Annotated in this window: 26 protein-coding genes and 2 pseudogenes; 9 read left to right on the top strand and 19 right to left on the bottom strand. The window is 67.5% G+C overall.

Going from position 1 to position 23,005, the window contains the following annotated elements; genetic code table 11:
- Positions 1–687, bottom strand: coding sequence for a GDSL lipase (locus A5756_RS19975; RefSeq protein WP_066956670.1), 687 nt, complete (start codon positions 685–687; stop codon positions 1–3).
- Positions 688–778: 91 nt separating this feature from the next.
- Entirely contained in the window at positions 779–2,029 is a 1,251-nt protein-coding gene (locus A5756_RS19970) for an acyltransferase (RefSeq protein WP_066956421.1), read from the bottom strand.
- Positions 2,030–2,342: 313 nt separating this feature from the next.
- Between A5756_RS19970 and A5756_RS19965 the strand changes: the two genes are divergently transcribed.
- Positions 2,343–2,768 carry an STAS domain-containing protein gene (locus tag A5756_RS19965; RefSeq protein ID WP_066956668.1) on the top strand — a complete coding sequence of 142 codons (426 nt, stop codon included), beginning with the start codon at positions 2,343–2,345 and terminating at the stop codon, positions 2,766–2,768.
- Here the strand turns inward: A5756_RS19965 and A5756_RS19960 are convergent.
- The 7 genes and pseudogenes from A5756_RS19960 to A5756_RS19930 all read right to left on the bottom strand — a co-directional run bounded on the left by A5756_RS19960 (position 2,755) and on the right by A5756_RS19930 (position 9,052).
- Entirely contained in the window at positions 2,755–3,018 is a 264-nt protein-coding gene (locus A5756_RS19960; protein WP_066956418.1) for a hypothetical protein, read from the bottom strand. The genes A5756_RS19965 and A5756_RS19960 overlap by 14 nt on opposite strands.
- On the bottom strand, positions 3,015–3,581 hold the full coding sequence (locus tag A5756_RS19955; RefSeq protein ID WP_066956415.1) for a DUF3093 domain-containing protein: 567 nt from the start codon (positions 3,579–3,581) through the stop codon (positions 3,015–3,017). Before A5756_RS19955 ends, A5756_RS19960 begins: the two co-directional genes overlap by 4 nt.
- A 1-nt stretch (position 3,582) precedes the next feature.
- Positions 3,583–4,566, bottom strand: coding sequence for a porphobilinogen synthase (gene hemB / locus A5756_RS19950; protein ID WP_082948394.1), 984 nt, complete (start codon positions 4,564–4,566; stop codon positions 3,583–3,585).
- A 106-nt stretch (positions 4,567–4,672) separates the two neighbouring features.
- The gene (locus tag A5756_RS19945; RefSeq protein WP_066956412.1) at positions 4,673–6,328 is read right to left on the bottom strand and encodes a uroporphyrinogen-III synthase; all 1,656 of its coding nucleotides are present in this window, start codon (positions 6,326–6,328) and stop codon (positions 4,673–4,675) included.
- Between the two features lie 23 nt (positions 6,329–6,351).
- Positions 6,352–7,296 carry a hydroxymethylbilane synthase gene (gene hemC, locus A5756_RS19940; protein WP_066956661.1) on the bottom strand — a complete coding sequence of 315 codons (945 nt, stop codon included), beginning with the start codon at positions 7,294–7,296 and terminating at the stop codon, positions 6,352–6,354.
- Between the two features lie 13 nt (positions 7,297–7,309).
- The gene (locus A5756_RS19935) at positions 7,310–8,680 is read right to left on the bottom strand and encodes a glutamyl-tRNA reductase (RefSeq protein ID WP_066956410.1); all 1,371 of its coding nucleotides are present in this window, start codon (positions 8,678–8,680) and stop codon (positions 7,310–7,312) included.
- A gap of 7 nt (positions 8,681–8,687) precedes the next feature.
- Positions 8,688–9,052, bottom strand: a pseudogene (locus A5756_RS19930) (glutaredoxin family protein).
- 59 nt (positions 9,053–9,111) lie between these two features.
- Between A5756_RS19930 and A5756_RS19925 the strand changes: the two are divergent.
- The 7 genes and pseudogenes from A5756_RS19925 to A5756_RS19900 all read left to right on the top strand — a co-directional run bounded on the left by A5756_RS19925 (position 9,112) and on the right by A5756_RS19900 (position 13,806).
- Positions 9,112–9,420: a WXG100 family type VII secretion target gene (locus A5756_RS19925; protein WP_066956405.1), complete on the top strand. Its 309-nt coding sequence runs from the start codon at positions 9,112–9,114 to the stop codon at positions 9,418–9,420.
- Entirely contained in the window at positions 9,413–9,703 is a 291-nt protein-coding gene (locus A5756_RS19920; RefSeq protein WP_066956658.1) for a WXG100 family type VII secretion target, read from the top strand. Before A5756_RS19925 ends, A5756_RS19920 begins: the two co-directional genes overlap by 8 nt.
- Positions 9,704–9,707: 4 nt before the next feature.
- Positions 9,708–10,151: pseudogene (locus A5756_RS19915) on the top strand (NAD(+)--arginine ADP-ribosyltransferase Mav); the annotation flags it as partial.
- A gap of 56 nt (positions 10,152–10,207) precedes the next feature.
- Positions 10,208–10,984 (top strand): SseB family protein, encoded by a 777-nt coding sequence (locus A5756_RS26035; protein ID WP_156659687.1) that lies wholly within the window; start codon positions 10,208–10,210, stop codon positions 10,982–10,984.
- 418 nt (positions 10,985–11,402) lie between these two features.
- A complete protein-coding gene (locus A5756_RS19910; RefSeq protein ID WP_066956399.1) occupies positions 11,403–12,308 on the top strand; it encodes an HAD family phosphatase in 906 nt (301 codons plus the stop codon).
- Between the two features lie 45 nt (positions 12,309–12,353).
- On the top strand, positions 12,354–12,866 hold the full coding sequence (locus tag A5756_RS19905) for a MaoC family dehydratase N-terminal domain-containing protein (protein WP_066956395.1): 513 nt from the start codon (positions 12,354–12,356) through the stop codon (positions 12,864–12,866).
- A gap of 10 nt (positions 12,867–12,876) precedes the next feature.
- On the top strand, positions 12,877–13,806 hold the full coding sequence (locus A5756_RS19900; protein WP_066956393.1) for a cyclopropane mycolic acid synthase family methyltransferase: 930 nt from the start codon (positions 12,877–12,879) through the stop codon (positions 13,804–13,806).
- A gap of 59 nt (positions 13,807–13,865) precedes the next feature.
- Here the strand turns inward: A5756_RS19900 and A5756_RS19895 are convergent, their stop codons facing one another.
- The 9 genes from A5756_RS19895 to A5756_RS19855 all read right to left on the bottom strand — a co-directional run bounded on the left by A5756_RS19895 (position 13,866) and on the right by A5756_RS19855 (position 21,361).
- Entirely contained in the window at positions 13,866–14,954 is a 1,089-nt protein-coding gene (locus A5756_RS19895; protein ID WP_197505806.1) for a lysophospholipid acyltransferase family protein, read from the bottom strand.
- The gene (locus A5756_RS19890) at positions 14,936–16,063 is read right to left on the bottom strand and encodes an SDR family oxidoreductase (RefSeq protein ID WP_066956389.1); all 1,128 of its coding nucleotides are present in this window, start codon (positions 16,061–16,063) and stop codon (positions 14,936–14,938) included. The genes A5756_RS19895 and A5756_RS19890 overlap by 19 nt, the downstream gene beginning before the upstream one ends.
- A 51-nt stretch (positions 16,064–16,114) precedes the next feature.
- Positions 16,115–16,216 carry a 30S ribosomal protein bS22 gene (locus A5756_RS25595; RefSeq protein WP_003402602.1) on the bottom strand — a complete coding sequence of 34 codons (102 nt, stop codon included), beginning with the start codon at positions 16,214–16,216 and terminating at the stop codon, positions 16,115–16,117.
- Positions 16,217–16,375: 159 nt separating this feature from the next.
- Positions 16,376–16,630, bottom strand: coding sequence for a cell division/environmental response transcriptional regulator (locus A5756_RS19880; RefSeq protein ID WP_066956383.1), 255 nt, complete (start codon positions 16,628–16,630; stop codon positions 16,376–16,378).
- 140 nt (positions 16,631–16,770) lie between these two features.
- Positions 16,771–17,646, bottom strand: a complete 876-nt coding sequence (proC, locus tag A5756_RS19875) for a pyrroline-5-carboxylate reductase (RefSeq protein WP_197505476.1) — start codon at positions 17,644–17,646, stop codon at positions 16,771–16,773.
- A 27-nt stretch (positions 17,647–17,673) separates the two neighbouring features.
- Positions 17,674–18,519, bottom strand: coding sequence for a thioesterase family protein (locus A5756_RS19870; RefSeq protein WP_066956376.1), 846 nt, complete (start codon positions 18,517–18,519; stop codon positions 17,674–17,676).
- A gap of 14 nt (positions 18,520–18,533) precedes the next feature.
- Positions 18,534–19,376: a sugar phosphate isomerase/epimerase gene (locus tag A5756_RS19865; protein WP_066956373.1), complete on the bottom strand. Its 843-nt coding sequence runs from the start codon at positions 19,374–19,376 to the stop codon at positions 18,534–18,536.
- A gap of 24 nt (positions 19,377–19,400) precedes the next feature.
- Complete coding sequence (locus tag A5756_RS19860) at positions 19,401–20,348, bottom strand: hypothetical protein (RefSeq protein ID WP_066956370.1); 948 nt, start codon at positions 20,346–20,348, stop codon at positions 19,401–19,403.
- Complete coding sequence (locus A5756_RS19855; RefSeq protein WP_066956367.1) at positions 20,345–21,361, bottom strand: Ppx/GppA family phosphatase; 1,017 nt, start codon at positions 21,359–21,361, stop codon at positions 20,345–20,347. Before A5756_RS19855 ends, A5756_RS19860 begins: the two co-directional genes overlap by 4 nt.
- Positions 21,362–21,476: 115 nt before the next feature.
- On the opposite strand from A5756_RS19855, the gene A5756_RS19850 reads away from it, so the two are divergent.
- Entirely contained in the window at positions 21,477–22,262 is a 786-nt protein-coding gene (locus A5756_RS19850) for a hypothetical protein (RefSeq protein ID WP_066956364.1), read from the top strand.
- Here A5756_RS19850 and A5756_RS19845 read toward each other — a convergent pair.
- Entirely contained in the window at positions 22,225–22,977 is a 753-nt protein-coding gene (locus tag A5756_RS19845; protein WP_066956360.1) for a FadR/GntR family transcriptional regulator, read from the bottom strand. The two genes, A5756_RS19850 and A5756_RS19845, sit on opposite strands and share 38 nt — an antisense overlap.
- Between the last annotated feature and the right edge of the window lie 28 nt (positions 22,978–23,005).

Genomic DNA, 23,005 nt, shown 5'->3' with positions numbered 1-23,005 from the left:
TCAGGTCGACAGCTGGGTGCGGATCAGCGGCGCGATCTTGTCCGCCATGTATTGATGCCCGGCGTCGTTCGGGTGCACTCCGTCCGCCCCGATCAGGTCGGGCCTACCGACGAACCAGCGTTCGGCGATCGGGTCGACCCACGTCGCACCCGCGCCGCCGGCCGCCGCCCCGAGCGCGTCGCGAATCTGCAGGATCGGGAGGGGCACGTCCGCGGTCGGCCACGGCGGCCCGATCACCAGGAACCGAGCAGACGGCGCCAGGCTGCGGGCCAAATCGAATGCGCTGCGGGCTTTTTGACCGATCACGCCCGGATCGATCGGCTCGTCGTTGCGGGAGCCGAAGAACACCACCAGCACATCGTCGCGCTGCACGGCCCTTGCGGTCAGGTCCTCGAAGACGCTGCCATGGTCGCCCGGCATGCCGTAGCCGGCCCTGCCCTCGGCCGAGACGTCGGCCGAGATCCGTTCGCCGCGCGCGGCGAGAACGTCCCAGGCGCGGGCGGGCCATGACCTCGGGCCTAGCCCACCTTCACCGGTGCCGGTGGTATAGGAGTCGCCGATGACGGCAATGTGGTTCAACCGGAAATCCAGGGTCAGCGTGTCGTAGGTGCGCACCTGAGCCGGGTACGCGATGCCGACGCCGACCAGAAAAGTCAGGCCGATGACAAAGGTGGCCAGACGACTCACCACTACCTCCCCCGTCAACGGCATCGTCATGTGCCACCGGATTTTCATCGATTATCCGCCGCCGGCCCGCGGCCGTGCGCTAACGCAACCGTCACACCGCGCGGACCGAAACAGCTTCCAGCGAGCGGTCGATCGGGTGGACCTTGCCGTTCGGCGGCTCGTCGGGCTCGCTTCTCGCGGTGACGGCTTTGACATCGACCATCCGGCGCATCCAGCGGCGGGCGGGCTCTTCGACGAAGTGATACATCACGATCGAGATGATCACGGCGATCGCGAGCAGGCCAATGATGTTCCATTTCCACGGATTGTCCTGCGGCCGAAGCTCGAACTGCTCGACTGACCAGCCCCACGCCGTGTGCACCAGCTCGTGAACCATGTACAGGCAGAACGAGATCTGGCCTCCGTAGACCATCAACCGGGTGGAGAGCACCCGGGGCAGGCTGCCGACGCCGATGGCCAGCGTGATCACCAGCGGAATGAACAGGATGTCGACCACGCCACCGCTGTCGTTCTCCACCACACCGGAGATCGGGTGCGCGTCGAACCAGTAGAGGACGCCCACCATCGCGGCCAGCAGAAGCAGGGACAGGTAGCCCGCCACTCGGCGACCGCGATCGGTCAGCCGCAGCCGGCGCACCGCGGCGCAAGCAAGCGCGCCGGCCGTGAACTGGGTGACGATCCGCGGCAGCCAGCTCCACGGGGTGTAGAAGTGGCCACTGGCCAGAAGCATGACCACGGGCGGCAGCGCCGCCGCGAACGCCAGCACCATCAGGCTGCGCGCCCGCGTCGCCTGCTTCATCCGCAGGATCACCAGCACCAGAAGGCCGAAAAGCAGATACGCCAGCCATTCCGCACTGATCGACCAGGCGGGCCCGTCCCAGCTCGAATCGTCGAAGAACGGCACGAACCACAGCTGCACCAGCAGGATCTGGCGCACGTAGCTGATCGCGGTGAGCTGACCGGCATCGGGCGACGGCACGTGGCCGACGTGCAGGGTGAAGACCACCCAGAGGGCGGCGAGATGCAGCGTGACCAGGTACACCGGCCACACCCTGGCCAGCCGCAGCCACAGGAAGTGCAGGGTCGCGCGCGTCGACCATGACCGGCCCATCCGGTCGAGGTAGTTCCAGGTCAGAACGAATCCGCTGAGGATGAAGAACAGGTCGACGCCCTGGGCTCCGCAGTTGAGCACGGGCGCGAGGGCATCGTGGAAATCGGTTCCCACGTCGCCCAGCATCGGCCGGAAGTGAAACAGCACGACCCACAGCGCGGCGACGATGCGGAGCCCCGTCAGGGCCTTGATCTCGCCCCTGATCTCTCCCGTGATATTTCCACCGCGCACAGCGCTTTTCTTTCCGCCTGGACTCTGCTGTTCCGTTCGCCTTTTAGGTCGGCTGACCGGGCGACCACGCGATGTCACAAGCCCCCGCCTCGCAACCGGTAGCCATGGCAGCCTAGCAGCGCAATCGCCCCGGCGCGCGGACGGTTGTGGTGTGGCATGCGGCCTTTCGCCGAAAATCCGCGCCCGGCGACCTTTGCTCGAAAAGGGCGACAATCGCTTCCTTAGCAAACCGTTAGGTTCGGCTTTCACCCTCCTTAACCTTGGGGTTTAGCGTCAGAAGTACAGCGAACGCCACGGAGAGCGAGGGGTGTTCATGACGATCGCCGATGTGCTGGCACGGGAACAAAACGGCATCTTTCACTGCGACGGCGCCTGGATCCGGGCGCACCGTCGTCAGCTGGCCACCGTGGTGACCATCCGGGGCGAAATCGACGATCTCAATGCCGACCGAGTCGCCGGCTACATTCACCGTTTCATCCTCGGAGAAGACCGCGTGGTGCTCGACATGAGCGGCGTCAGTCAATTTGCTGCGGCGGGCATTTCGCTTCTGCAAACCGTCGATGACGACTGCCGCGCCGAAGGGGTGCAATGGACGCTGGTCGCGAGCCCGGCGGTCACCGAAGCGTTGGGTGACAGCGGTTTCTCGGACGACCACTCGGTGCCCGAGGCACTGCACGACCTGGCCGACGCCATAGCCCGGCGCCGTCGGCTGGCGCTGCCGCTGGTCAGGACGTCTTAGAGCGTCGCTCGCGGCGGTGTCGGGCGGTTCCGACCACCGCCAGCACCCCTGCACTCGTCAGCAGCAAGAGGGTCAGCAACAGCAGCTGCGGGTCGTACACCGTTGACGTCGTGAACGGCTGCCCGTCCGCGATGGGCGCCACCGCCACCGCGTGATGCGAACGCGACCAGCTCACAATCGCGCCGACGAACGCCGCGCAGGCCAGGCCGAGTTCGACGAGGACCCTGGTTGTCCAGCGTGGGGCGCTCACTGGGTGGGCCCGGCCTCGTCGTCATGGTCGGCGTCGGTGGCCTCCGAGCGGGCGGGTTCGACCCGCTCCTGGACCAGCGGGGTCAGCGCCTCGCGGAGGCGACGATGCCGGCGGGCCCAGGCCTGAACGGTGCGTTTTCCGGTGAGCCGAAGCCCGATGCCGATCCGGCCGCGGGGCACCCCGACCAACTCGCCGAGGGCCCGCGCCGACTGCCACTGGGCCAGCTCCTTACCGGACGCTTCGTGGTTTTCGGCGTCGGGATACACCTTGAGGATCTCGCGCACCAGGATGGTTTCGGTGCCTTGCCGCAGGGCGTCTTCGGTGAGCTCGACCGAGACGTGGATCCGGGCCGCCTTGACCTGCAACCCGACGAACCCCGACACCAGGACCAGGAAGATCACCGGGATCAAGAACGACACCGGGGCGCCACTCCAGACCTCGATCAGGATCATCGAGCCCGCGGCCACCGGGCCCCATGCCACCCACCACCAGCTGGCGCCCGGCTCGTAGAACAACGGCTTCGGCTCGCCCTTCGTCGACTGTGATGTCAAAGCAAGCCCCATCTCACGAAAGCCAACCGGCCGCGTCCACGGCCCAATAGGTCAGCACGATATCGGCTCCTGCACGGCGGATGCTGGTCAACGACTCGAGCGCCGCCACCCGCTCGTCGATCCAATTATTCGCGGCTGCAGCGCAAATCATGGCGTACTCCCCCGAAACCTGGTAGGCGGCCACCGGCACCGGCGAGATGTCCGCCGCGGCGGCCACCACGTCGAGGTAACTCATCGCGGGCTTGACCATGATGATGTCCGCGCCCTCGTCGAGGTCCAGCCGGATCTCGCGCAGCGCCTCGCGAAAGTTTCCCGGCTCCTGCTGATAGGTGCGCCGGTCCCCGGACAGACTGGAACTGACCGCCTCGCGGAAGGGGCCGTAGAACGCCGAGGCGAATTTCGCGGCATAGGCCAAGACCACCACGTCGGTGTAACCGGCGGCGTCCAGGCCGTCACGGATCGCGGCCACCTGGCCGTCCATCATCCCGCTGGGCCCGACCACGTGGGCGCCCGACTCCGCCTGTGCGACAGCCAGTTTCACGTACCGGGCCAGGGTGGCGTCGTTGTCGACCCGGCCCCTGGCGTCCAGCACGCCGCAATGGCCGTGGTCAGTGAACTCGTCCAGGCAGGTGTCGGCCATCAATACCGTCGCGTCGCCGAGATCCTTGGCCAGGTCCCGCAGGGCGAGATTGAGAATGCCATCGGGGTCGGTGCCCGCCGACCCCGTCGAGTCCTTGTCCTCGTCGCGAGGCACGCCGAACAGCATCAGGCCACCAACGCCGGCGTTGACGGCATCGGTCGCGGCGCTGCGCAGCGAGTCGCGGGTGTGCTGCACGACGCCGGGCATCGACGCGATCGGCCGCGGTTCGTCGATACCGTCGGCGACGAACATCGGCAGCACCAAATGCCTTGGCTCCAAGGACGTTTGCGCCACCAAACGACGCAGCGCTGGGGTGGAGCGGAGCCGACGCGGGCGCTGCCGCGGAAATGCGCTCATCAGCGGCGACCCGCTGCGCCCGGCTTCGCGCTCTCGTGGCGACCCGCCGCGCCCGGCTTCGCCGCGCTTGCGATCGCCACGGCCGCGCTTGCGATCGCCGCAACCACTAGCGCCTGCGGCTCTTCTTACGCGGCGGTGGCAGCGCACCCTCGGCGCGCAACCGCGCGGCGTGCTCGGCCAAAGCGTCGACCAGCGGACCGACCGCCGCCGTTTCCGGCTGCACGTCCACCCGCAACCCGAACTCGGCGGCGGTCTCGGCGGTCTTGGGACCGATGCAGGCGATGATCGTCCGCGCGTGCGGCTTGCCGGCGATGCCAACCAGGTTGCGCACCGTGGAGCTGGAGGTGAAGCACACGGCGTCGAACCCGCCGGTCTTGATCATCTCCCGCGTCTCCGCCGGCGGCGGGGCGGCCCGCACGGTCCGGTAGGCGGTGACGTCCTCGATCTCCCAGCCCCGTTCGCGCAGCCCCTCGGCCAGCGTCTCGGTGGCGATGTCGGCCCGCGGCAGCAGGACACGATTCACCGGGTCGAAAATGCTGTCGTAGGGCGGGAAATCGTCCAGCAGACCCAACGACGACTGCTCCCCGGCCGGCACCAATTCGGGGCTGATCCCGAAGGCGCGCACCCGATCGGCCGTGGATTCGCCGACACAGGCGATCTTCACGCCCGAGAAGGCACGAGCGTCCAGACCGAACTCGCCGAACTTCTCCCACACCGCGCGCACCGCGTTGGTGGAGGTGAACACCACCCACTGGAAGCGGCCGTCGACCAGACCTTTGACCGCCCGCTCCATCTGCGCGGGGCTGCGCGGCGGCTCGACGGCGATGGTCGGCACCTCGATCGGCAGTGCACCGTAGGAGGTCAGCCGCTCGCTCATCTCGCCGGCCTGGTCCTTGGTGCGCGGCACCAATACGGTCCAGCCGTACAGGGCGCGGCTCTCCCACCAGTTCAGCTTCGCCCGGCTGGCCACCGTCTTGCCGATGGTCACCACCAGCGGCCCGGTCAACGGGCCCGCCGGGTCCGTCGCGCCCAGCACGGCCGAGTCGGTCAGGCCGCCCAGCGTGGTCTCGATAGAACGCTGCTGGCAGGTGGTGCCGTGCGCGGTCACCACGCACGGAGTGGTCTCGGCCAGTTCGTGCTCGATCAGGGTGCGCGCCGCATCGGCCAGATGCGACGTGGTCGCCTGCAGGATCAGCGGACCGGGCGCCGCGGCCAATGCGTCCCAGTCCACATGTGGGTCGCGGACGTCGGCAACCGTGTGCGACGAGCCCAGCGGCAACCCCGCGTAGGTGGGCACGGAGTCCGTGGGAGCCAGGCCGGGCACGATCTCGAGGTGCAGGTGGCTCCGCGCGACGGCGTTCACCTCGGTGATGACCGCGTCAACCGTCAGCGGATCCCCAGCCACCAGCCGGACCACGTCGACGCCCGTTCGGGCCTCGGCCGTCAGCGTCTTCGCCACCTCGGCGGGCTCGCCGAGCGCCGGGCGGACATCGGGACCGGCCGATATCACCGCGGGTTGCTCCGCGCCGGTGGCGGCGTCGCCGTGCCCGGCGGGGGCATCGGCGGGTGCCGGGCCCGAAACCGGTGGCAAGTCTTTGCCGATCAGCGCCAGCACCGGCTCCGGCACGTCGGGGTCGGTGAACACCAAGGCGGCGTTCGCCAATACCGTGGCGGCCCGGGTGGTCAGGAGTCCCGGATCGCCGGGACCAGAACCCACGTACGTGATGCGGCCGGGTCTCGGCTTACGCCCTCGCGTCGTCATTGTCGCTCCCACGTCACTCGCAATTAATTTCCTCGTGCCGGGTCCTGCCGCGCTTCCTGCATGAGTTCTCGGGCGCCGAGTTCGAACAACTCCGCGGCGACCGAAACCCCCAGCTCACGCGCCCGGTCGGCGGTGCCGACCCCGGACGCGCGGATCACGTCAGATCCGTCCAGTGCCGCCACGCACCCGCGCAGCGACAGCTCTTCGAAGACTCGGCCTTCCTCATCGATGGACTCGACCACCTCGGCGATCGCGCCCACCGGTGCGGAACAACCGGCCTCCAGTTCGGCCAACAGGGCTCGCTCCGCAGTGACCGACGCACGCGTGTCGGCATCGTCCAACTCCGCCAGCACCGCTACCAACGCATCGCCGGCGCGGCATTCGACGGCGAGCGCGCCCTGAGCCGGTGCTGGCAACATCTGCACCGGCTCTAACGTCTCGGTGACATCGTCGAGGCGACCGAGCCGGGCCAGTCCGGCCCGGGCTACCACGATCGCGTCGAGATCACCATTGCTTACCCTGTTCAACCTGGTATCTAGGTTGCCTCGTAGGGGGCGGATTTCCAAACCGAGACCCAATGCTCTAAGCTGCGCAGCCCGCCGCGGGGACGAGGTGCCCACCAGCGAACCGGCCGGCAACTCCCCGAGCACCAGCCCGTCGCGGGCCACCACCACGTCGCGGGGGTCGTTGCGCGGCGGGATCGCCGCGATGGTGAACCGCGGGTCGTCCGCCGTGGGCAAATCCTTGTGGGAGTGCACCGCGGCGTCCACCCGGCCGTCGTTCATCGCCTCGCGCAGCGCGGTGGTGAAGGCGCCGACGCCCAGGGTCTCGATGGGCGCCGACGAGCGGTCGCCGGCGGTGGTGATGATCACCAGCTCCGCTGGATGACCGTTGGCGATCAAGGCGTCCCTGACGACGCCGGCCTGGGTGGTGGCCAAGAGACTGCCCCGGGTACCTATCCGGATCACGTTCGCCAATCGGCTACTCGGCGGACGGTTCTTGCGTTCCGGCGTCGAATCCCGTTGACATGACGGGCAATTCGCCCGCGGCGACGGCGTCGACGGCGGTCTGGTCGAGTTCGAAGAGTTCGCGCAGCGCTTCGGCGTAGCTGTCCCCGCCTGGGGCGCTGGCGAGTTGTTTGATCCGCACCGTGGGCGCATGCAGCAGCTTGTCCACCACCCGCCGCACGGTCCGCGCCACCTCCTCGCGGTGGGCGCTCTGAAGGCCGGGTAGCCGGTTGTCCAGGCGCAGCAGCTCCGCCTCCACCACGTCGGCGGCGCGCTGGCGCAAGGCCGTCACCGTCGGCGTGACCTCGGCCATGCGCTGGCCCGCCAGGTAGGCGGCGACCTCCGCGGCCACGATGTGGCGCGCGGCGTGGACATCGGAGGCCGCGGCGTGCGCCGACGGCTCGTGCTGCACGCGGTCCACGTCGACGACCCAGACACCGGGCAGACCGGCGACCGCGGGGTCCACATCACGCGGCATGCCCAGGTCGCAGATCACCAGCGGCCGGGTCGACTCGTCGCGGCGCGCGGCGGCCAGCGCGTGGTGCACGTCGGCCAGCGTGACGACCGGGCTCACCGCGCCGGTGCAGCTGACCATGACGTCCGCGTCGGCGACCGCGTCGGCCAAGCGGTCGAGTGACATCGCATCGGCCTGCACACCGGATTCGCGGAGTTTGCGGGCCAACCGCTGCGCCCGGGCCAGCGACCGATTCAGGACGTGCACGTGCCGGATGCCGGCCCTGGTCAGGTGGGCCGCCGCCAGGGCACCCATCGCGCCGGCGCCGACCAGCACGGCGGTCTTGCCCTGTAGCCCGCCCAGCCGGCGTTCGGCCATGTCCAGGGCGACCGACACCACGGATGCGCCGGCCGCGTCGATCGCGGTTTCGGAATGCACCCGCTTTCCCACCGACAGCGCCCGCTGGGCCAGCTCATGCAGCACCCGGCCGACGGTGCGGTTGGTTTCCGCGGTGGCGTACGCGCGGCGCACCTGGCCGAGCACCTGCTGCTCACCGACGACCGCGGAGTCCAGACCGCTGGCCACCGCGAACAGGTGCTCGACGGCGGCCTCGCTGTAGCGGACGTACGCGTACTTGGTCAGGTCCCCCATCGACATTCCGGAGTGATCCGACAGCACCTGCCCGATTGCCGCCAGCCCGCCGTGGAAGGCATCCACCACCGCGTAGACCTCGACCCGGTTGCACGTCGACAGCACCATCGCCTCGGTCACCAGCGGCGACTGCAACACCCGGTCGACGATCTTGCCCTGATCGGATTCGTCGATGGTGAGTTGTTCCAGGACGGAGACCGGCGCACTGCGGTGCGAAACCCCGAAAAGCAAGACGCTCACGGCAGCATCACCTGGCCAGCTCCCTTGCTTTCTCCAGTAATTGAACTGGTTTCCAAGGTAATCGTTTATCAGGTGGGCTACCAAATAATTGCCCGGCGGCCCTCATCGAGCGAGATCCGCGCGCAGCCGGGGCTCGTCTATGTCCCAGTAACTGTGCTCGCGGCCGTCGAGCAGGATCACGGGCAGCCGGTCGCCGAACTCGGCCCGCAGCGCCGGGTTGCCGGCCGAGGCGGCGGCGTCGACGTCGATCGTCGACAGGTCGAAGCCCAGCTCAGCGGCCAATTCGCCGAGTCGCGCGTGCACGCGTTCGCAGATGGTGCAGCCGTCTCGGGTCAGTAGTTCCACGTGCGGCCGTCGGGGGGCGTCGGTCATGGCCACCAGTGTGGCATCGGTGACTTGTGAGGCCGACTACCAGGCGTTATGTTCCGGCTATGGCCGAGGAAAGTGTGCGCGTTGATCCTGCGGTGATGCAGGGCTTCGCCGTCTCGCTCAGCGGTGCGGCCGAGCATCTCTCGGCCCAGCTGTCCCAGCTCGACGACCAGGTGGGTCAGATGCTGGGTGGCTGGCAGGGAGCGTCGGGGACGGCATACGCCTCGGCATGGGAGCTATGGCATCGGGGCGCCCGCGAGGTACAGCTCGGGCTGTCGATGCTGGCGCGCCTGGTGGGTCAGGCCGGCGAGGGTTATCGGGCCAACGAGGCCGGGTCTGCCCAGGCGGAGCGGGCGGTGCGTGGTGGCTGAGGCGTTCCGGGTGGATCCCCAGGCGCTGGCCGATGCGGTGCAGCGGATGGCGACGTTTCAGCGTTATGCCGAGGACATGATCACCGAAATCGATTCTCGGGTAACGCGTTTGCACACCGCGTGGACGGGTGAGGCCGCTGCGGCCCATGCCGAGGCGCATCAGCACTGGGTGCGCGGCGAGGCGATGATGCGTGAGGCGCTGGCGCAACTCGAGAAGGTAGCCACGACCGCACACGGCAACTACACCGGCGCCATGTCGACGAATCTCGGTATGTGGTCGTGAGCAGATGGCGCCGCTGGCGTGTGATCCGACTGCCCTAGACCGCGGCGGTGCCACGGTGCTCGCCACCGGTGAGTCACTGGGATCGGTGATTTCGGGATTGACTGCGGCGCTGGCCGGCAGTGCGGGCATGGCCGGCGACGACCCGGTTGGCGCGGCGTTGGCCCGCTCGTACGACAGTGCGGCGGCCAAGGTGATCGAGGCTATGGCCAGTACCCGCAACGGGCTGTGCAGCATCGGCGAAGGGGTGCGGGTGTCGGCGCACAACTATGCGTTGGCCGAGGCGTTGTCGGATGTCACGGGCCAAGCCGCGGGTTTGCCGACGCCGCCGGTGACCGCGCCTATGACCGTAGGGGCGAAGCCGCCGTCGGCGGTGGGCGCCGGTAGCGGCGCCCCAGCGGGCTGGGGCTGGGTGGCTCCCTACATCGGAATGATCTGGCCCAGTGGCGATTGGTATATGGGACGAAAATGCGGGAGAATTAAGCCCCTACGAAAGGCCTAATTCAGGTGGCAACTAGCAACAACGTCGACGAATTGATAAGCACAGCCGCTCGTACGCAGGAGCAAGCCGACCTCCGCAAAGTAGTTCAGGCCTTGAAGGACCACGAAGTTTTTATGCCGTTCGAAGCGGTGTTCCGCGACGGCGCGGAAGTTAAAGCCGTTCCCCTGCTTTTACTTCCAGATGGTACCCACGCCATGATGACATACACCTCTAATTCACATCCGGATCTGCCGGATTCCTTCGCCGGGGCAACGTTCGATTCGGCGCTGAAGGCCGCCCTCAGAATGCCGGAGCTCGATTGGGTGATAGTAACAAATCGGACTTCAGAGTGGATTTCAATTCACAAGACCCAGATTCCGGCATATCTCGACTCCCTCAACAACAACACTGTTGCCGCATCGTCGTCCGACGACGATCGTGCCCTTGACACCGTCGAAGAGCTGGTGAGCCGTGCCGTTGGCTCCAAATCCATGAATTCGGTCTCTGCAGTGACAGCCGCGCTCGAGGACCGCGAAATATTCCTTGAGATGAGCCGCTTGACAAGAGATGATGGCCGTCAGAGCATGAATTCTTTTTTGATTGAACCACTCGGGCCGGTAGTGCGTGCATACACAAGTCGGCTCCGTCCCGGCATCCGATATGGGGGTCTTCGGTGGTCTGCGCTAAAAGAAATGATCCGTGCGCTGCCCGAAATCAAAGGCGTCCAGGTGATGAACAACGCGGACGATTGGGTAGTTATTGATCGGAAAGCTTTAGGGCTGGACGAAGGCAGCGAAGCATGACAATTTGTCGGCCGGAGCAAGCCACGCCGCGCATCCGTCGCGGCAAGGAATCGTGGGCCGCGGCCGCCGGATGAGTTCTGTGCTCGACCTTGCTGACAAATTGGAGCTCGAGTAGCCACCAACTACTATTCGCTAACGAAATTTTGGTTTATCGGGCGGGCAATTCATCTTTGCAGTTAGGCCCCCTCCGGAGATACGCACTTGGACCAGGGGACGCGAATAACGAATGGACCGTCGGTCGCACACTCCTCCGAACCCGCCGACGGTGAAACTACCTTCACGCTCGGCGTCGAGTGTGCGGCTAGCTTCACACTCGACAGCGCGGCACAGCTGACGCCTCCGGACCATCTCCCGGATAGGGTTGAACACCGGGACCCGCTGGGTCGCCGGGCAACACAGCGATCTAGGAGGTTTGGCGATGACTTCCTCTGACCCGGTCAACGGAGACCTCAGTCGCGTTGACTTGGAGTCGCTGGCCGCCGAAGCCAGCGCCGCACGCGCGCTGGAAGGCCTGCGGGAGGAAACCGCCGCCGAGGATCGCCCGCAGCCGCCGATCGACTTGACCGCGGCCGCCTTCTTCGACGTGGACAACACGTTGGTGCAGGGCTCCTCGGCGGTGCACTTCGGCCGCGGGCTGGCGGCGCGCAACTACTTCACGTACCGCGATGTCCTCGGCTTCATCTACGCCCAGGCCAAATTCCAGATCCTCGGCAAGGAGAACAGCAACGACGTCGCCGCCGGCCGGCGCAAAGCGCTCGCCTTCATCGAGGGCCGCTCGGTCGAACAGCTGGTAACTCTGGGCGAGGAGATTTACGACGAGATCATCGCCGACAAGATCTGGCCGGGCACCCGCGAGCTCACGCAGATGCACCTCGACGCGGGCCAGCAGGTCTGGCTGATCACCGCCACGCCTTACGAACTCGCGGCGACCATCGCGCGGCGGCTCGGCCTGACGGGCGCCCTGGGCACCGTCGCGGAGTCCGTCGACGGGGTGTTCACCGGCCGGCTCGTCGGCGACATCCTGCACGGGACCGGAAAGGCGCACGCCGTCCGGTCGCTGGCCATCCGGGAGGGGCTCAACCTCAAACGGTGCACCGCCTACTCCGACAGCTTCAACGACGTGCCCATGCTGTCGTTGGTGGGCACCGCGGTCGCCATCAACCCGGACGCGCGCCTGCGCACCCTGGCCCGCGAACGCGGTTGGGAGATCCGGGACTTTCGCACCGCCCGCAAGGCCGCCCGAATCGGGGTCCCGTCGGCCCTGGCGCTCGGGGCGGCCGGTGGCGCACTGGCCGCGGTAGCATCCCGGCGGCAATCGCGCTGATAGGCTGCGCCGCTGAGACCTATTCGAGCGGAGAGCGACAGCGGTATGACAATCCCCAAGGGAGCCGAAGGGCTCATCGGCAGCCATTACCGGGCGCCGGATTACTTCCTGGTCGGCCGCGAGAAGATCCGGGAGTTCGCGCTCGCCATCAGGAACGACCATCCGACGCACTTCAGCGAGGCCGACGCCGCCGCCGCCGGGTATGACGCGCTGGTGGCCCCGCTCACCTTCCTCGCCATCGCGGGTCGGCGCGTGCAGTTGGAGATCTTCACCAAGTTCAGCATTCCGATCAACATCGCGCGGGTCATGCACCGCGACCAGAAATTCAAGTTCCACCGGCCGATCGTCGCCGGGGATAGGCTTTATTTCGACACCTACCTAGACTCTGTCATTGAGTCCCATGGCGCCGTGATCACAGAGATCCGCAGCGAGGTTACGGATGCCGAGGGCGAACCGGTGATCACCAGTACAGTCACGATGCTGGGGGAAGCCGCAAACAACGAAACCGACCACGAAGCAACCGTCGCGGCAGTCGCGTCCATATCAGCGGGAAAGTAGGTTTGAATCAATGACGTCACAGGGGGAAACGGGTAGCACCCAGCTCAAGCCACCGGTCGAGAAGGTCCGGTCCCATTACGACAAGTCGAACGAATTCTTCAAGCTCTGGCTCGACCCGTCGATGACCTACAGCTGCGGATACTTCGACGAGAATCCGGACCCGCAGAATCTGACCAAGACGCTGGAAGAGGCGCAGTACGCCAAGCGCAAGCTGGCCCTGGACAAGCTGAACCTCGAGCCCGGCATGACGCTGCTCGACATCGGCAGCGGCTGGGGCTCGACCATGCGGCACGCGGTGGCCGAGTACGACGTCAACGTCATCGGCCTGACGCTCAGCGAGAACCAGTACGCCCACTGTGTGGCCGAATTCGAGAAGATGGACAGTCCCCGCCGCAAGGAGGTGCGGATCCAGGGCTGGGAGGAATTCCCCGGCGACGTACCGATCGACCGGATCGTGTCGCTGGGCGCGTTCGAGCACTTCGCCGACGGCGCAGGCGACGCCGGGTACGAGCGTTACGCCACCTTCTTCAAGAAGTACTACGACCTGCTGCCCGACGACGGCCGGATGCTGCTCCACAGCATCGTGGTGCCCACCGCCGAGGAGGGCAAAGCGATGGGCTTGCAGGTGAACATGACCCTGCTGCGGTTCATCAGTTTCATCCTGAAGGAGATCTACCCGGGCGGAAAGTTGCCCCAGGTCAACCTGGTCGACAAATACGCGACGGATGCGGGTTTCAAGATCGAGCGACACCACTACATCGGCAAGAACTACGTGCCGACGCTGACCGCCTGGGGGGATGCCCTCGAGGCGCACAAGGAGGAGGCGATTGCCCTCAAGGGCCAGGAGACCTACGACATCTACCTGAAGTACTTGCGGGGCTGCTCGGACTTGTTCCGCGACGGCTACACCAACGTCTGCCAGTTCACGATGGTCAAGTAATCCAAGCGCAAAACGCCCCGAAGCCGTTGGCTCCGGGGCGTTTTCGCGTCAGGAGAGGTTCAGCCGAAGAAGATGTTGCGCCGGCCGGCGAGCAACCGGTACAGCGTCTGTTGGATCGTCTCGCGAACCTGATCGGTCAGCTCGAAGGTGACCATCGGGTCCTCGGCGTCGGAGGCGGCGTAGTCGTTGGTGTAGATGGGCTCGCCGAACGCGATGCGCCACTTCGACGGCAGCGGCACCAGCCCCGCCGGTCCCGCCAGCGGGAACAGCGGCGTGATCGGGAAGTAGGGCAGGCCGAACAGCCGGGCGAGCAGCTTCACATCGGTCAGCATCGGATAGATCTCTTCCGAACCGATGATCGAGCACGGGACGATGGGCGCCTTGGTGCGCAGCGCCGCCGTCACAAAGCCCCCGCGGCCGAACCGCTGCAGCCGGTAGCGGTCCTCGAAGCGCTTCCCCAGCCCCTTATAGCCCTCCGGGAACACGGCGGTGAGTTCGCCGGCGGCAAGCAGCCGGTGCGCGTCCGTCGTGCAGGCCATGGTGTGGCCGGCCTTGCGGGCGGCCTCCCCCACCACGGGCAGGTCGAACACCATGTCGGCGGCGAGTAACCGCAGGTCCCGCTGGGCGGGATGCTCGTCGTGGACGGCCACCGACAACATCAGCCCGTCGAACGGCAGCACCCCAGCATGGTTGGCGACCACCAACGCGGCCCCGTCGCTGGGCAGGTTTTCGATTCCGCTGACCTCGACCCGGAACCACGACCGGAAGAAGAACCTCAGCAACGGCCGGACGATCGCGCTGTTGAAGTGCGGATCGAAGCCGAACTCGTCGACGGTGTAGTCACCCGTGATCCGCTGACGCAGGAAGCCGGCGACCGCGGCGACGCGCTGGGCGAGTTCGTTGAGCGGGGCGTCCGCCGACCCCGCGCCCGCGGCACGCCGATGCTCGTCGATCTCGCGGACGACGGCGGCGAGCTGTTCGGCTGAGGCCCGACCGTGGGGGTCCGAAAGCAAGGAAGGATGCTGGCGAGCTGACTCCGCCCGCTGATCGGCTCGTTTGCGCGCCGCTACCCGACCCCGATTTGTGTGCAGTGGAATGACATTGGCTCTGGTTTCACCAGCCACGATACCTACCTGACCCCACCCCACGGAACTGGATTTCGGCTACCCCAGCGCTGAGCTAAAGATATGGCACGACCCTCCAGGGAGCGTACCCGATGCGGGTCGATAATGGGAGTCATGCCGCGGCCGCGAACGTAGTCGTCGAAAGCCTCGGCCGTCGTCCATTTCGGCTGGTATCCGAGCTCCGAGCGCATCCGGGTGGTGTCCATGACCCGGCCGTAACTCAGGTAGGCGAACTGATCGCGGCTGATCTCGTTGTAGCGATTGGCCCGCCTCAGCGAATCGAGCGCCCAGACGCCAAAACCGGGCACCGGCAATGGAATCCGGCCGGCCCGCCGGATTGCCTGCGACAGCATGATGATCCCGTCGGCGCCGACGTTGAAGGTGCCGGCCTTGCCGGCCATCGCCGCGCGCTCCAGCGCGCCCAGCGCATCCTGCTCGTGCAGCAGCTGCAGGCGTGCGTCGCGACCGAACATCGTGGGCACCAGCGGCCCGGCCAGGTACCGCGACAGCGTGGTGTCCATGGCCGGCCCGATCATGTTGGCCAGGCGCAGGATCGTCACGGCGATGTCGGGGCGGCGCCGGCCCAGGCCGCGCGCGTAGGCCTCGATGTCGAGACTGTCCTTGGCGAAACCACCGCGCAGCGGCCGACGGCTGGTGCTGTCCTCGGTGAACATCACCGGGTCGTGAGCGCTCGACCCGTACACCTCAGAGGTCGACTTGAGCACGACGCGGCGCACCGAGGGCGCCTTCTGGCAGGCCGCGAACAGCTGCATCGCGCCCATCACGTTGATTTCCTTCAACGCCGCGGTGCCACCGGACCGCGGGGCGTACGACGCGGCCGCCGCGTGCACCACGGTGTCGACGTCGCCGTTACGAATCACCTTGGCTATGAAGGGATTACGGATGTCGGCACGGACGAACTCCGCGCGGCCCATGCGGCGCAGCATGTCCTTGCTGGGCGCGATCGCGTCCACCGCGATGACCGCGTTGATCATCGGGTTCTGCGCCAGCCGAGCGGTCAGGTAGCCGCCCAGGAACCGGCACGCACCGGTAACCAGCACAACCTTGGGGTAATGCACCGTGTTGCTCGCGGCGTCGCCGGTTCCGGCGCCATCCCCACTCGACTGATCCACCCAAACAGCCTATCCACCAGGAGAGACCGCAGCACTACGCCGCGGGCGGGCCTACTTGCCGAGTTTTCTGCGCTGCACCCGCGTGCGGCGCAACAACTTGCGGTGCTTCTTCTTGGACATGCGCTTGCGCCGCTTCTTGATTACTGAACCCATGAACTCCGCTATCTGACCCGTGACCTGCTTGCAGGATTGACCCGGACACTTTACCCGGCGGGACGCACCGAACACCAAACCGGCGTCGACGGCCGCCGCGTAACCGCGAAGCGCACCGCTGGCTGCCCGCACACTCCGCGCAAGCAGCCAGTTTCAGGGTCAGCCCGCGTCGAAGTAAGACGTCTCCAGCATGTCGTGCACCGCCTTGGCGTGCACCCGGAAAGACCGCCCGACCCGGACCGCGGGCAGCTCGCCGTTGTGCACCAGTCGATACACCGTCATCTTGGAGACCCGCATCAACGCCGCCACCTCGGCGACCGTCAAGAATTGTGTCCTGCCCTGCTGGCCCTCGCCGGAACCGGCGTCCCGCTTACCAGCGGAATCTCGCGCCGATGGCCCGTTCGTAGACGTCATCGCAACCCAATCGTGTCAGGCCCGCGCAATGCCAGCGGCTTCCCCTCCGCTGGCACCCACACGTGCATACAAAGAGGAGAATAGCGGGACTAATGGGGTTACTGGTACTGGTGGGGGACAATCAGTTCAAAATTTGTGGATTACTCCGATGTAATTCTTAGCTGCTCAGAGCGCGTTTTGGCGGCCTGAACCGCCGCATCCACGGCCGCCCGCAGTCCGCCCTTTTCCAGTTCGCGAAGCCCCGCGGCAGTGGTGCCACCGGGTGAGGTGATGGTCGCCCGCAACTGCGTCGCCGTGGCGTCCACCCGCAGCCCCGGCGCCTCCCCCTCGCCCGGCCGCCGTTCGGCGTCCATCCGTTCCAGCAGCATGGCCGCGGACCCGGCCATCGTCTGCGCCGTCAGGTCGGCCGCCACGTCCCGGCTCAGGCCCGCGGCTACCCCGGCGTCCACCAGGGCCTCGACCATCAAGAAGAAGTACGCCGGGCCGGACCCCGACAGCGCCGTCACGGCGTCCATCTGGGCTTCCGGCACGGTCAGCACGCCGCCGACCGAGTCGAACAGGGCCGAGACGCCCTCGAGCTGCGGGACGGTGACGAACCGGCCCTTGGCCAGCGCCGTCACCCCCGCGCCGACCAGTGCCGCCGCGTTGGGCATCGCCCGGACCACCGGCGTTCCGGCCGGCAGCTTCGACTCGAAATACGAGACGCTGATCCCCGCCGCGACGGTGACGAACACCTGCTCGGCGCTGTCGCTCTCGGACGCGGCGGCCGCCTTCGCCAGCTCCGCCATCACGGGCTCCACATCGCCGGGCTTGACCGCGACCACGACGAAGGATGCGTTCTCCACCGCGTCGGCCACCGAAGTGATCAACACCGAGTAGGTGTCGGCCAGATACTGGGCGCGCTCCGGAACGCGTTCGGCGACCACCAGGTCTTTCACCTGCCGGCCCGCGCGGAGCAGACCCGACAGCAGTGCCTCCCCGATGCTGCCGCCACCGATGATCGCGATTCTTGCCATGCCCGACAGCATCGCAGACAGCGGCGGCTACCCGGCGGCAGGGACCAACGCCAATTGGCGGGCTTGCACCACCAGGCGACCCAGGCTGTCGACGACCGTGTGGTCCTCGTCGAACCAGTCGTGCCCGATCTCGGTGCACGTCGCGATGATTCGCAGCCACCCGTCGGCGGGCAGTCCGCGCAGGAAGGCGGTCAGCTGGACGGTGGGAGCCCAGCCGGTGCGCTCCACGGCGAAGGTGACCGGCGCCGACAGATCCCCGCACATGAGCGCGAACAGCGCGTCGGGAGCCACGCCCCGCGGGCGCGCCCACATCTGGATCACCGGCGGGCCACCGTCAGCGGACGGCCCCAGGGTCGACAGCACCGGACGCACATCGCAGCCTTCGCCGAGGTGCACCAGGCCGGCCAACGGATGCCCGGGCCCGATCGGCGCGATGTCGTCGGGGGGCTCGGGCGCCATCAGGCCCACGACAGGGTTGGCTGACAGCAGCGGCTTGGCATCACCGTCGGGCGGAAAATGTTCCGGCTCGCCGAGGTTGACCACGGCGTGCACCGCGGTGCGGTCGCCCTGGGTGAGCTCGACGTCGACGACGCTGATCCGGCGGCCGCGCTTACGGATCGAGGTCACCAACCGCATCGGGCCCGGATCGGGGGCCCACAGGAAGTTCGCCGAAACCGCGACGGGTTGCTGGGCCGGTTCGAAGCCGGCCGGCGACTCTGCGCCGCAGGCGGTGCGGGCGGCGTTGGCGCAAAGCGCCAGCATCGCGCCGCCGTGCACCTTCGGACCGATGGTCCAGTGCTTGTTGAGCTCACCCTCAAAGACGCCGGGGTCAACCTGCCGCAAGGCCATCGCGGTGGTGAATAACGCGTTCATGGTCTCCTGGGTTATCAGCGCAGCAGGTGTGTGCGGGCGAACTGCAACGATTCGGCGAGCATGCTTTCGCGCTCACTGGCGCTGCGCGCGCTGGATGTGGACACCTCCAGGATGACGTGGCCGGCGAAGTGGCTGCCGGCCAGCATCTGACACACCTCGGCGGTGGGCTGGGTGCCATGTCCGGGCACCAGGTGCTCGTCGGCGGGCAGGCCGCTGCCGTCGCACAGGTGCAGGTGGACCAACCCGCCCCCCATCCGCTGCGCCATGTCCAGCGAGTCGGTGCCCGCGGTCGACGTGTGGGACAGGTCCAGCGTGTAGTGCGTGTGGTTGCCGTCCAGCGGGTCGTACGAGGGCGCGAACGCAGATATCGCCGGCCCCGGGCCGCCGCCACGCCGGCGCATCCGCTCCCGCGATTGGCCGGATCCGAAGAACCGGTCCGCCCGGAACGGGAACATGTTTTCCACCGCGACCATCACGTCGCTCGACGCTTCCAGCTCGGCGACCTGGTCGCTGAATCCGTCGGCGTACCGACGCTGCCAGCGAAACGGCGGGTGCACGACCACCGTCTGCGCGCCGAGTTGCTCTGCCGCCCGCACGCTGCGGTCCAGCTTGGAGATCGGGTTGGCGCCCCACACCCGCTGCGAGATGAGCAGGCAGGGCGCGTGCACGGACAAGACCGGTACGCGATAGCGGCGGGACAGCTTCTGGACGGCGTCGATGTCCTGGCTGACCGACTCGGCCCACACCATCAGCTCGACGCCGTCGTAGCCGAGCCGGGCCGCATACTCGAATGCGGCCTCGGCCCGCAATGGGTACACCGAAGCCGTCGAAAGTCCGACTTTGATAGCTGGCCGCAACGGTCTGTGTGGTCCCGGATCCGCCTAGCCCGACTGCAGCGACAGCGCCAAGGGGCCCAGGGTGATCAGCGACCCCACCGCGACCGCGATCAACGTGCTGGCGATGTCCTCGGTCTTGCGCACCACCCGAACGCCGGCCACCAGGCCCAGGATCACCAGCACCGAGAGCACCAAGGCCACGATGCTGTTCCAGCGCCACAACTGGTCGAAGGCGACGAACAATCCCGCGCCGAAAGCGACGGCCAGAATCGACTGGAACACGACCAGGCTGCCGCGCCACAGCGACTCGAGCCTGCCCTGCGCCGGGTGGACGTCGGTGGCCGCGTCCGCGCGCACGGTCGCGCCGTCGAGGTGATCCTCCTCGCGCTCCTCGTCCGCTACGAATCCGGTGGCCAGCGGGTCTGCGTCGTCTTCGGCCTCGTCGGTCTCGGTGCGCAGGAAGGATCGCACGTATGCCGAGTCCTCCAGTGCGGGTTCGGCGTCGCGGACCTCCGAATCCATCACGTCCACCGGGAGATCGCTGTAGTGGTCCAGCGGGTCGGGATTCATGCCCTCGGCACCGGACTGCCCGGTGCCGTTGGTCTCCCCCGCCTCGACGTGGCTCAGGGGGCGCGGGTACGCGCTGCGCTCAGGCCCGGCCGCCTTGCTGGGTTGCGACGGCGACTTGGGCCAGCGCGGCTCCGGCTGCGACCAGTACGCGGTGGCGGGCTTTTCCTCGGTTTGCTGCTCGGAGGCGGCGACGACGGGTTCGGCGCTGGGCCGTTCGGCCGTGCGGGGGTCCTCTTGGTCGTCACGGATGACCGGAATCTCGCCGGTCAGCTCAGCGACGGTCACCGCGTCGCTGTCGCCGCGCCGCCGGCGCCGGCGCCGCGTGACTGCCGGCGCGCCGATGGTTCCGTTCTTGGCCAGCAGTTCGGCCACCGAGATCGGCCGAGTGCCGGGGCTGTCGGTCTCAGAATGTGGTCCGGTCATGCTTTGTCGCCTCTCGATCGGTTCCCGTCCCGATCACCTGCCTGGCCTCCAGCATCGCGCATGGAACGCTTCATGAGGGGTGTTCCGTCGGCTTCGCTGTCGAGTTTGCGCAAGATGAGACCTTCCCGTAATGCCCACGGGCAGATATCCACCGATTCAATCGACAGCGCTCGCATGCTCGCCTCCGCCACCAGCGCACCCGCCACGATCTGCGGCGCCCGCTCGGCGCTCACCCCTTCCAGTTCTGCCCGGTCAGCGGTCGTCATCCTAGAGATGAAAGATATGAGTTGCCTGAGGCCGTTTGCTGTGAGCGTCCTCTTCGCCCGCGGGCCGGCCGCCGACGGCGCCGCGCCGGTGAGCCGTGCCAGGGAGCGGAACGTCTTGGAGGTTGCCACCGCCAGGTCGGGGGCACCGGCTTCCAGCACGGTCACGGCGGCATCGGCGAGCTCGGCGTCCAGCCAGTCCCGCAGCATCCCCACCCGGCGCCGGCCGGGCGGATCGTCGGGCAGCCATTCGCGGGTCAATCGGCCGGCACCCAGCGGCAGCGACAGGGCAACCTCGGGCTCCTCGTCGACGCCGCTGGACATTTCCAGCGAGCCGCCGCCGATGTCGAGGTTGATGATCCGCCCCGCACTCCACCCGTACCAGCGGCGCACGGCCAGAAAGGTCAGCCGCGACTCGTCGACGCCACTGAGAGCCTCCAGCTCGACACCGGTTTCTTTGCGGATGCGGGTGAGCACGTCGTCGGAGTTCACCGCGTCACGCAGGGCGGACGTGGCAAAGGCCATCAGCTCGGCGCAGCCCGAGCTGTCCGCGATCTTGGCGAACTCGTCGATCGTGGAGATGAGTTTCTCGGCGCCGCGCTTGGTGATCTTGCCGGAGCTGTCGATGGACTCGGCGAGGCGCAGCGTGGCCTTGGTCGAACTCATGGGCGTGGGATGCCCACCACGGTGCGCATCAACCACAAGCAGATGCACCGTGTTGCTGCCCACGTCGAGCACGCCCAATCGCACGGGAAACAACCTAGTCGGCGAAGATGCTGCCCGCTGTGGAGGTTGCCGATGTTGCGGCGTCGGGCCCCGAGTGTCAGCAAGCCGAAGAGCCGGAAGCGTCGACTAACGTGGACCCGTGGCGAATCCTTATCCGGAGCCGGGGCACGAGGTCGAACTCGACTTCGCCCGTGAGTGGGTGGAGTTCTACGACCCGGACAATCCCGAGCACCTGATCGCGGCGGACCTCACCTGGTTGTTGTCGCGCTGGACATGCGTGTTCGGCACACCCGCTTGCCACGGCACGGTGGCCGGCCGCCCAGACGACGGATGCTGTTCGCACGGGGCGTTCTTATCCGACGACGACGACCGTGCCCGGCTCGACGACGCCGTGCAGCAGCTGACCGACGAAGACTGGCAGTTCCGCGAAAAGGGCTTGGGCCGCAAGGGATATCTGGAGCTCGACGAGCACGACGGGCAGGCCCAGTACCGCACCCGCAAACACAAGGACGCCTGCATCTTCTTGAACCGGCCCGGCTTCCCCGCCGGCACCGGGTGCGCGCTGCACAGCAAAGCCCTCAAGCTGGGCGTCGCGCCGTTGACCATGAAGCCCGATGTCTGCTGGCAGTTGCCCATCCGGCGCAGCCAGGAGTGGGTGACGCGGCCCGACGGCACCGAAATCCTCAAAACCACTGTCACCGAATACGATCGGCGCGGCTGGGGCTCCGGGGGTGCCGACCTGCATTGGTACTGCACCGGCGACCCCGGCGCCCATGTCGGCGCCAAGCAGGTGTGGGAGAGCATGGCCGATGAGCTCACCGAGCTGCTCGGCGCCAAGGCCTACGCGGAACTGGCGGCGATGTGCAAGCGCCGCAGCAAGTTGGGGCTCATCGCGGTCCATCCGGCGACTCGCCTCGCCGAGTAACTTCAGTCTTGTTGTACGACAACACCATTCGCTGTGCGCTGGCGTGCAGGTAGTCCTCCACCGCCGCGGCCGCCCCATCCTCGTCGCCCGACAGCACGGCGTCGGTGATGGCACTGAGGCCGGCTACCACGGGCGCGGCGTCGTCATAAGCGGCGGTGAGGTCGTGCTCTCGGCCGCCGAAGGCGTGCTCGACCCAGCGGTACAGCAACACCAGCGCGCGGTTGCGGCTGTGATGGATGAGCACCCGGAAGTAGGCGAGGTCGGCAGCCTGGCGCGCGGCCGCGCTGTCGGCCTCGCGAACCGCGGCCAACGCGGCGCGTAGGGCCTCGGCATCCCCGCGGGCGCCGTGTCGCGCGGCCGAACGGCCGATCAGCGGGCCCAGGGCCGCCCGGATTTCGAACAGTTCCACCAGGAACTCGGGGCCCAGTTTGCGGACCAGCGCCTCGACGACCGCGGGGTGGGTGAGCGCCTGCGGGTCGGCGACCACGTTGCCGCTGCCGTGGCGGGCCTCGATCAGGCCCATCTGCTGCAGCCTGGCCAGACCCTGCCGCAGCGACGTGCGGTTGACACCGAGCTGTTCGGCCAGTTCGCGCTCGGGCGGCAACGCCGATCCCGGCGGAAACGCCCCGTCGAGGATGGCGTCGGTGATGGACGCGGCGATCTGTTCATCGACGCGTTGGCGGTCGGGCGGGCGCAGCGGAGTTGACTGGTTCATTGGCTCAACCAATATAGTGGACGGACCC

This window comes from Mycobacterium sp. 852002-53434_SCH5985345, from assembly GCF_001667155.1.
GTDB lineage: Bacteria > Actinomycetota > Actinomycetes > Mycobacteriales > Mycobacteriaceae > Mycobacterium.
Note: the sequence above shows the minus strand (reverse complement) of the source record. Positions and strands in the feature narration are given on the sequence as shown.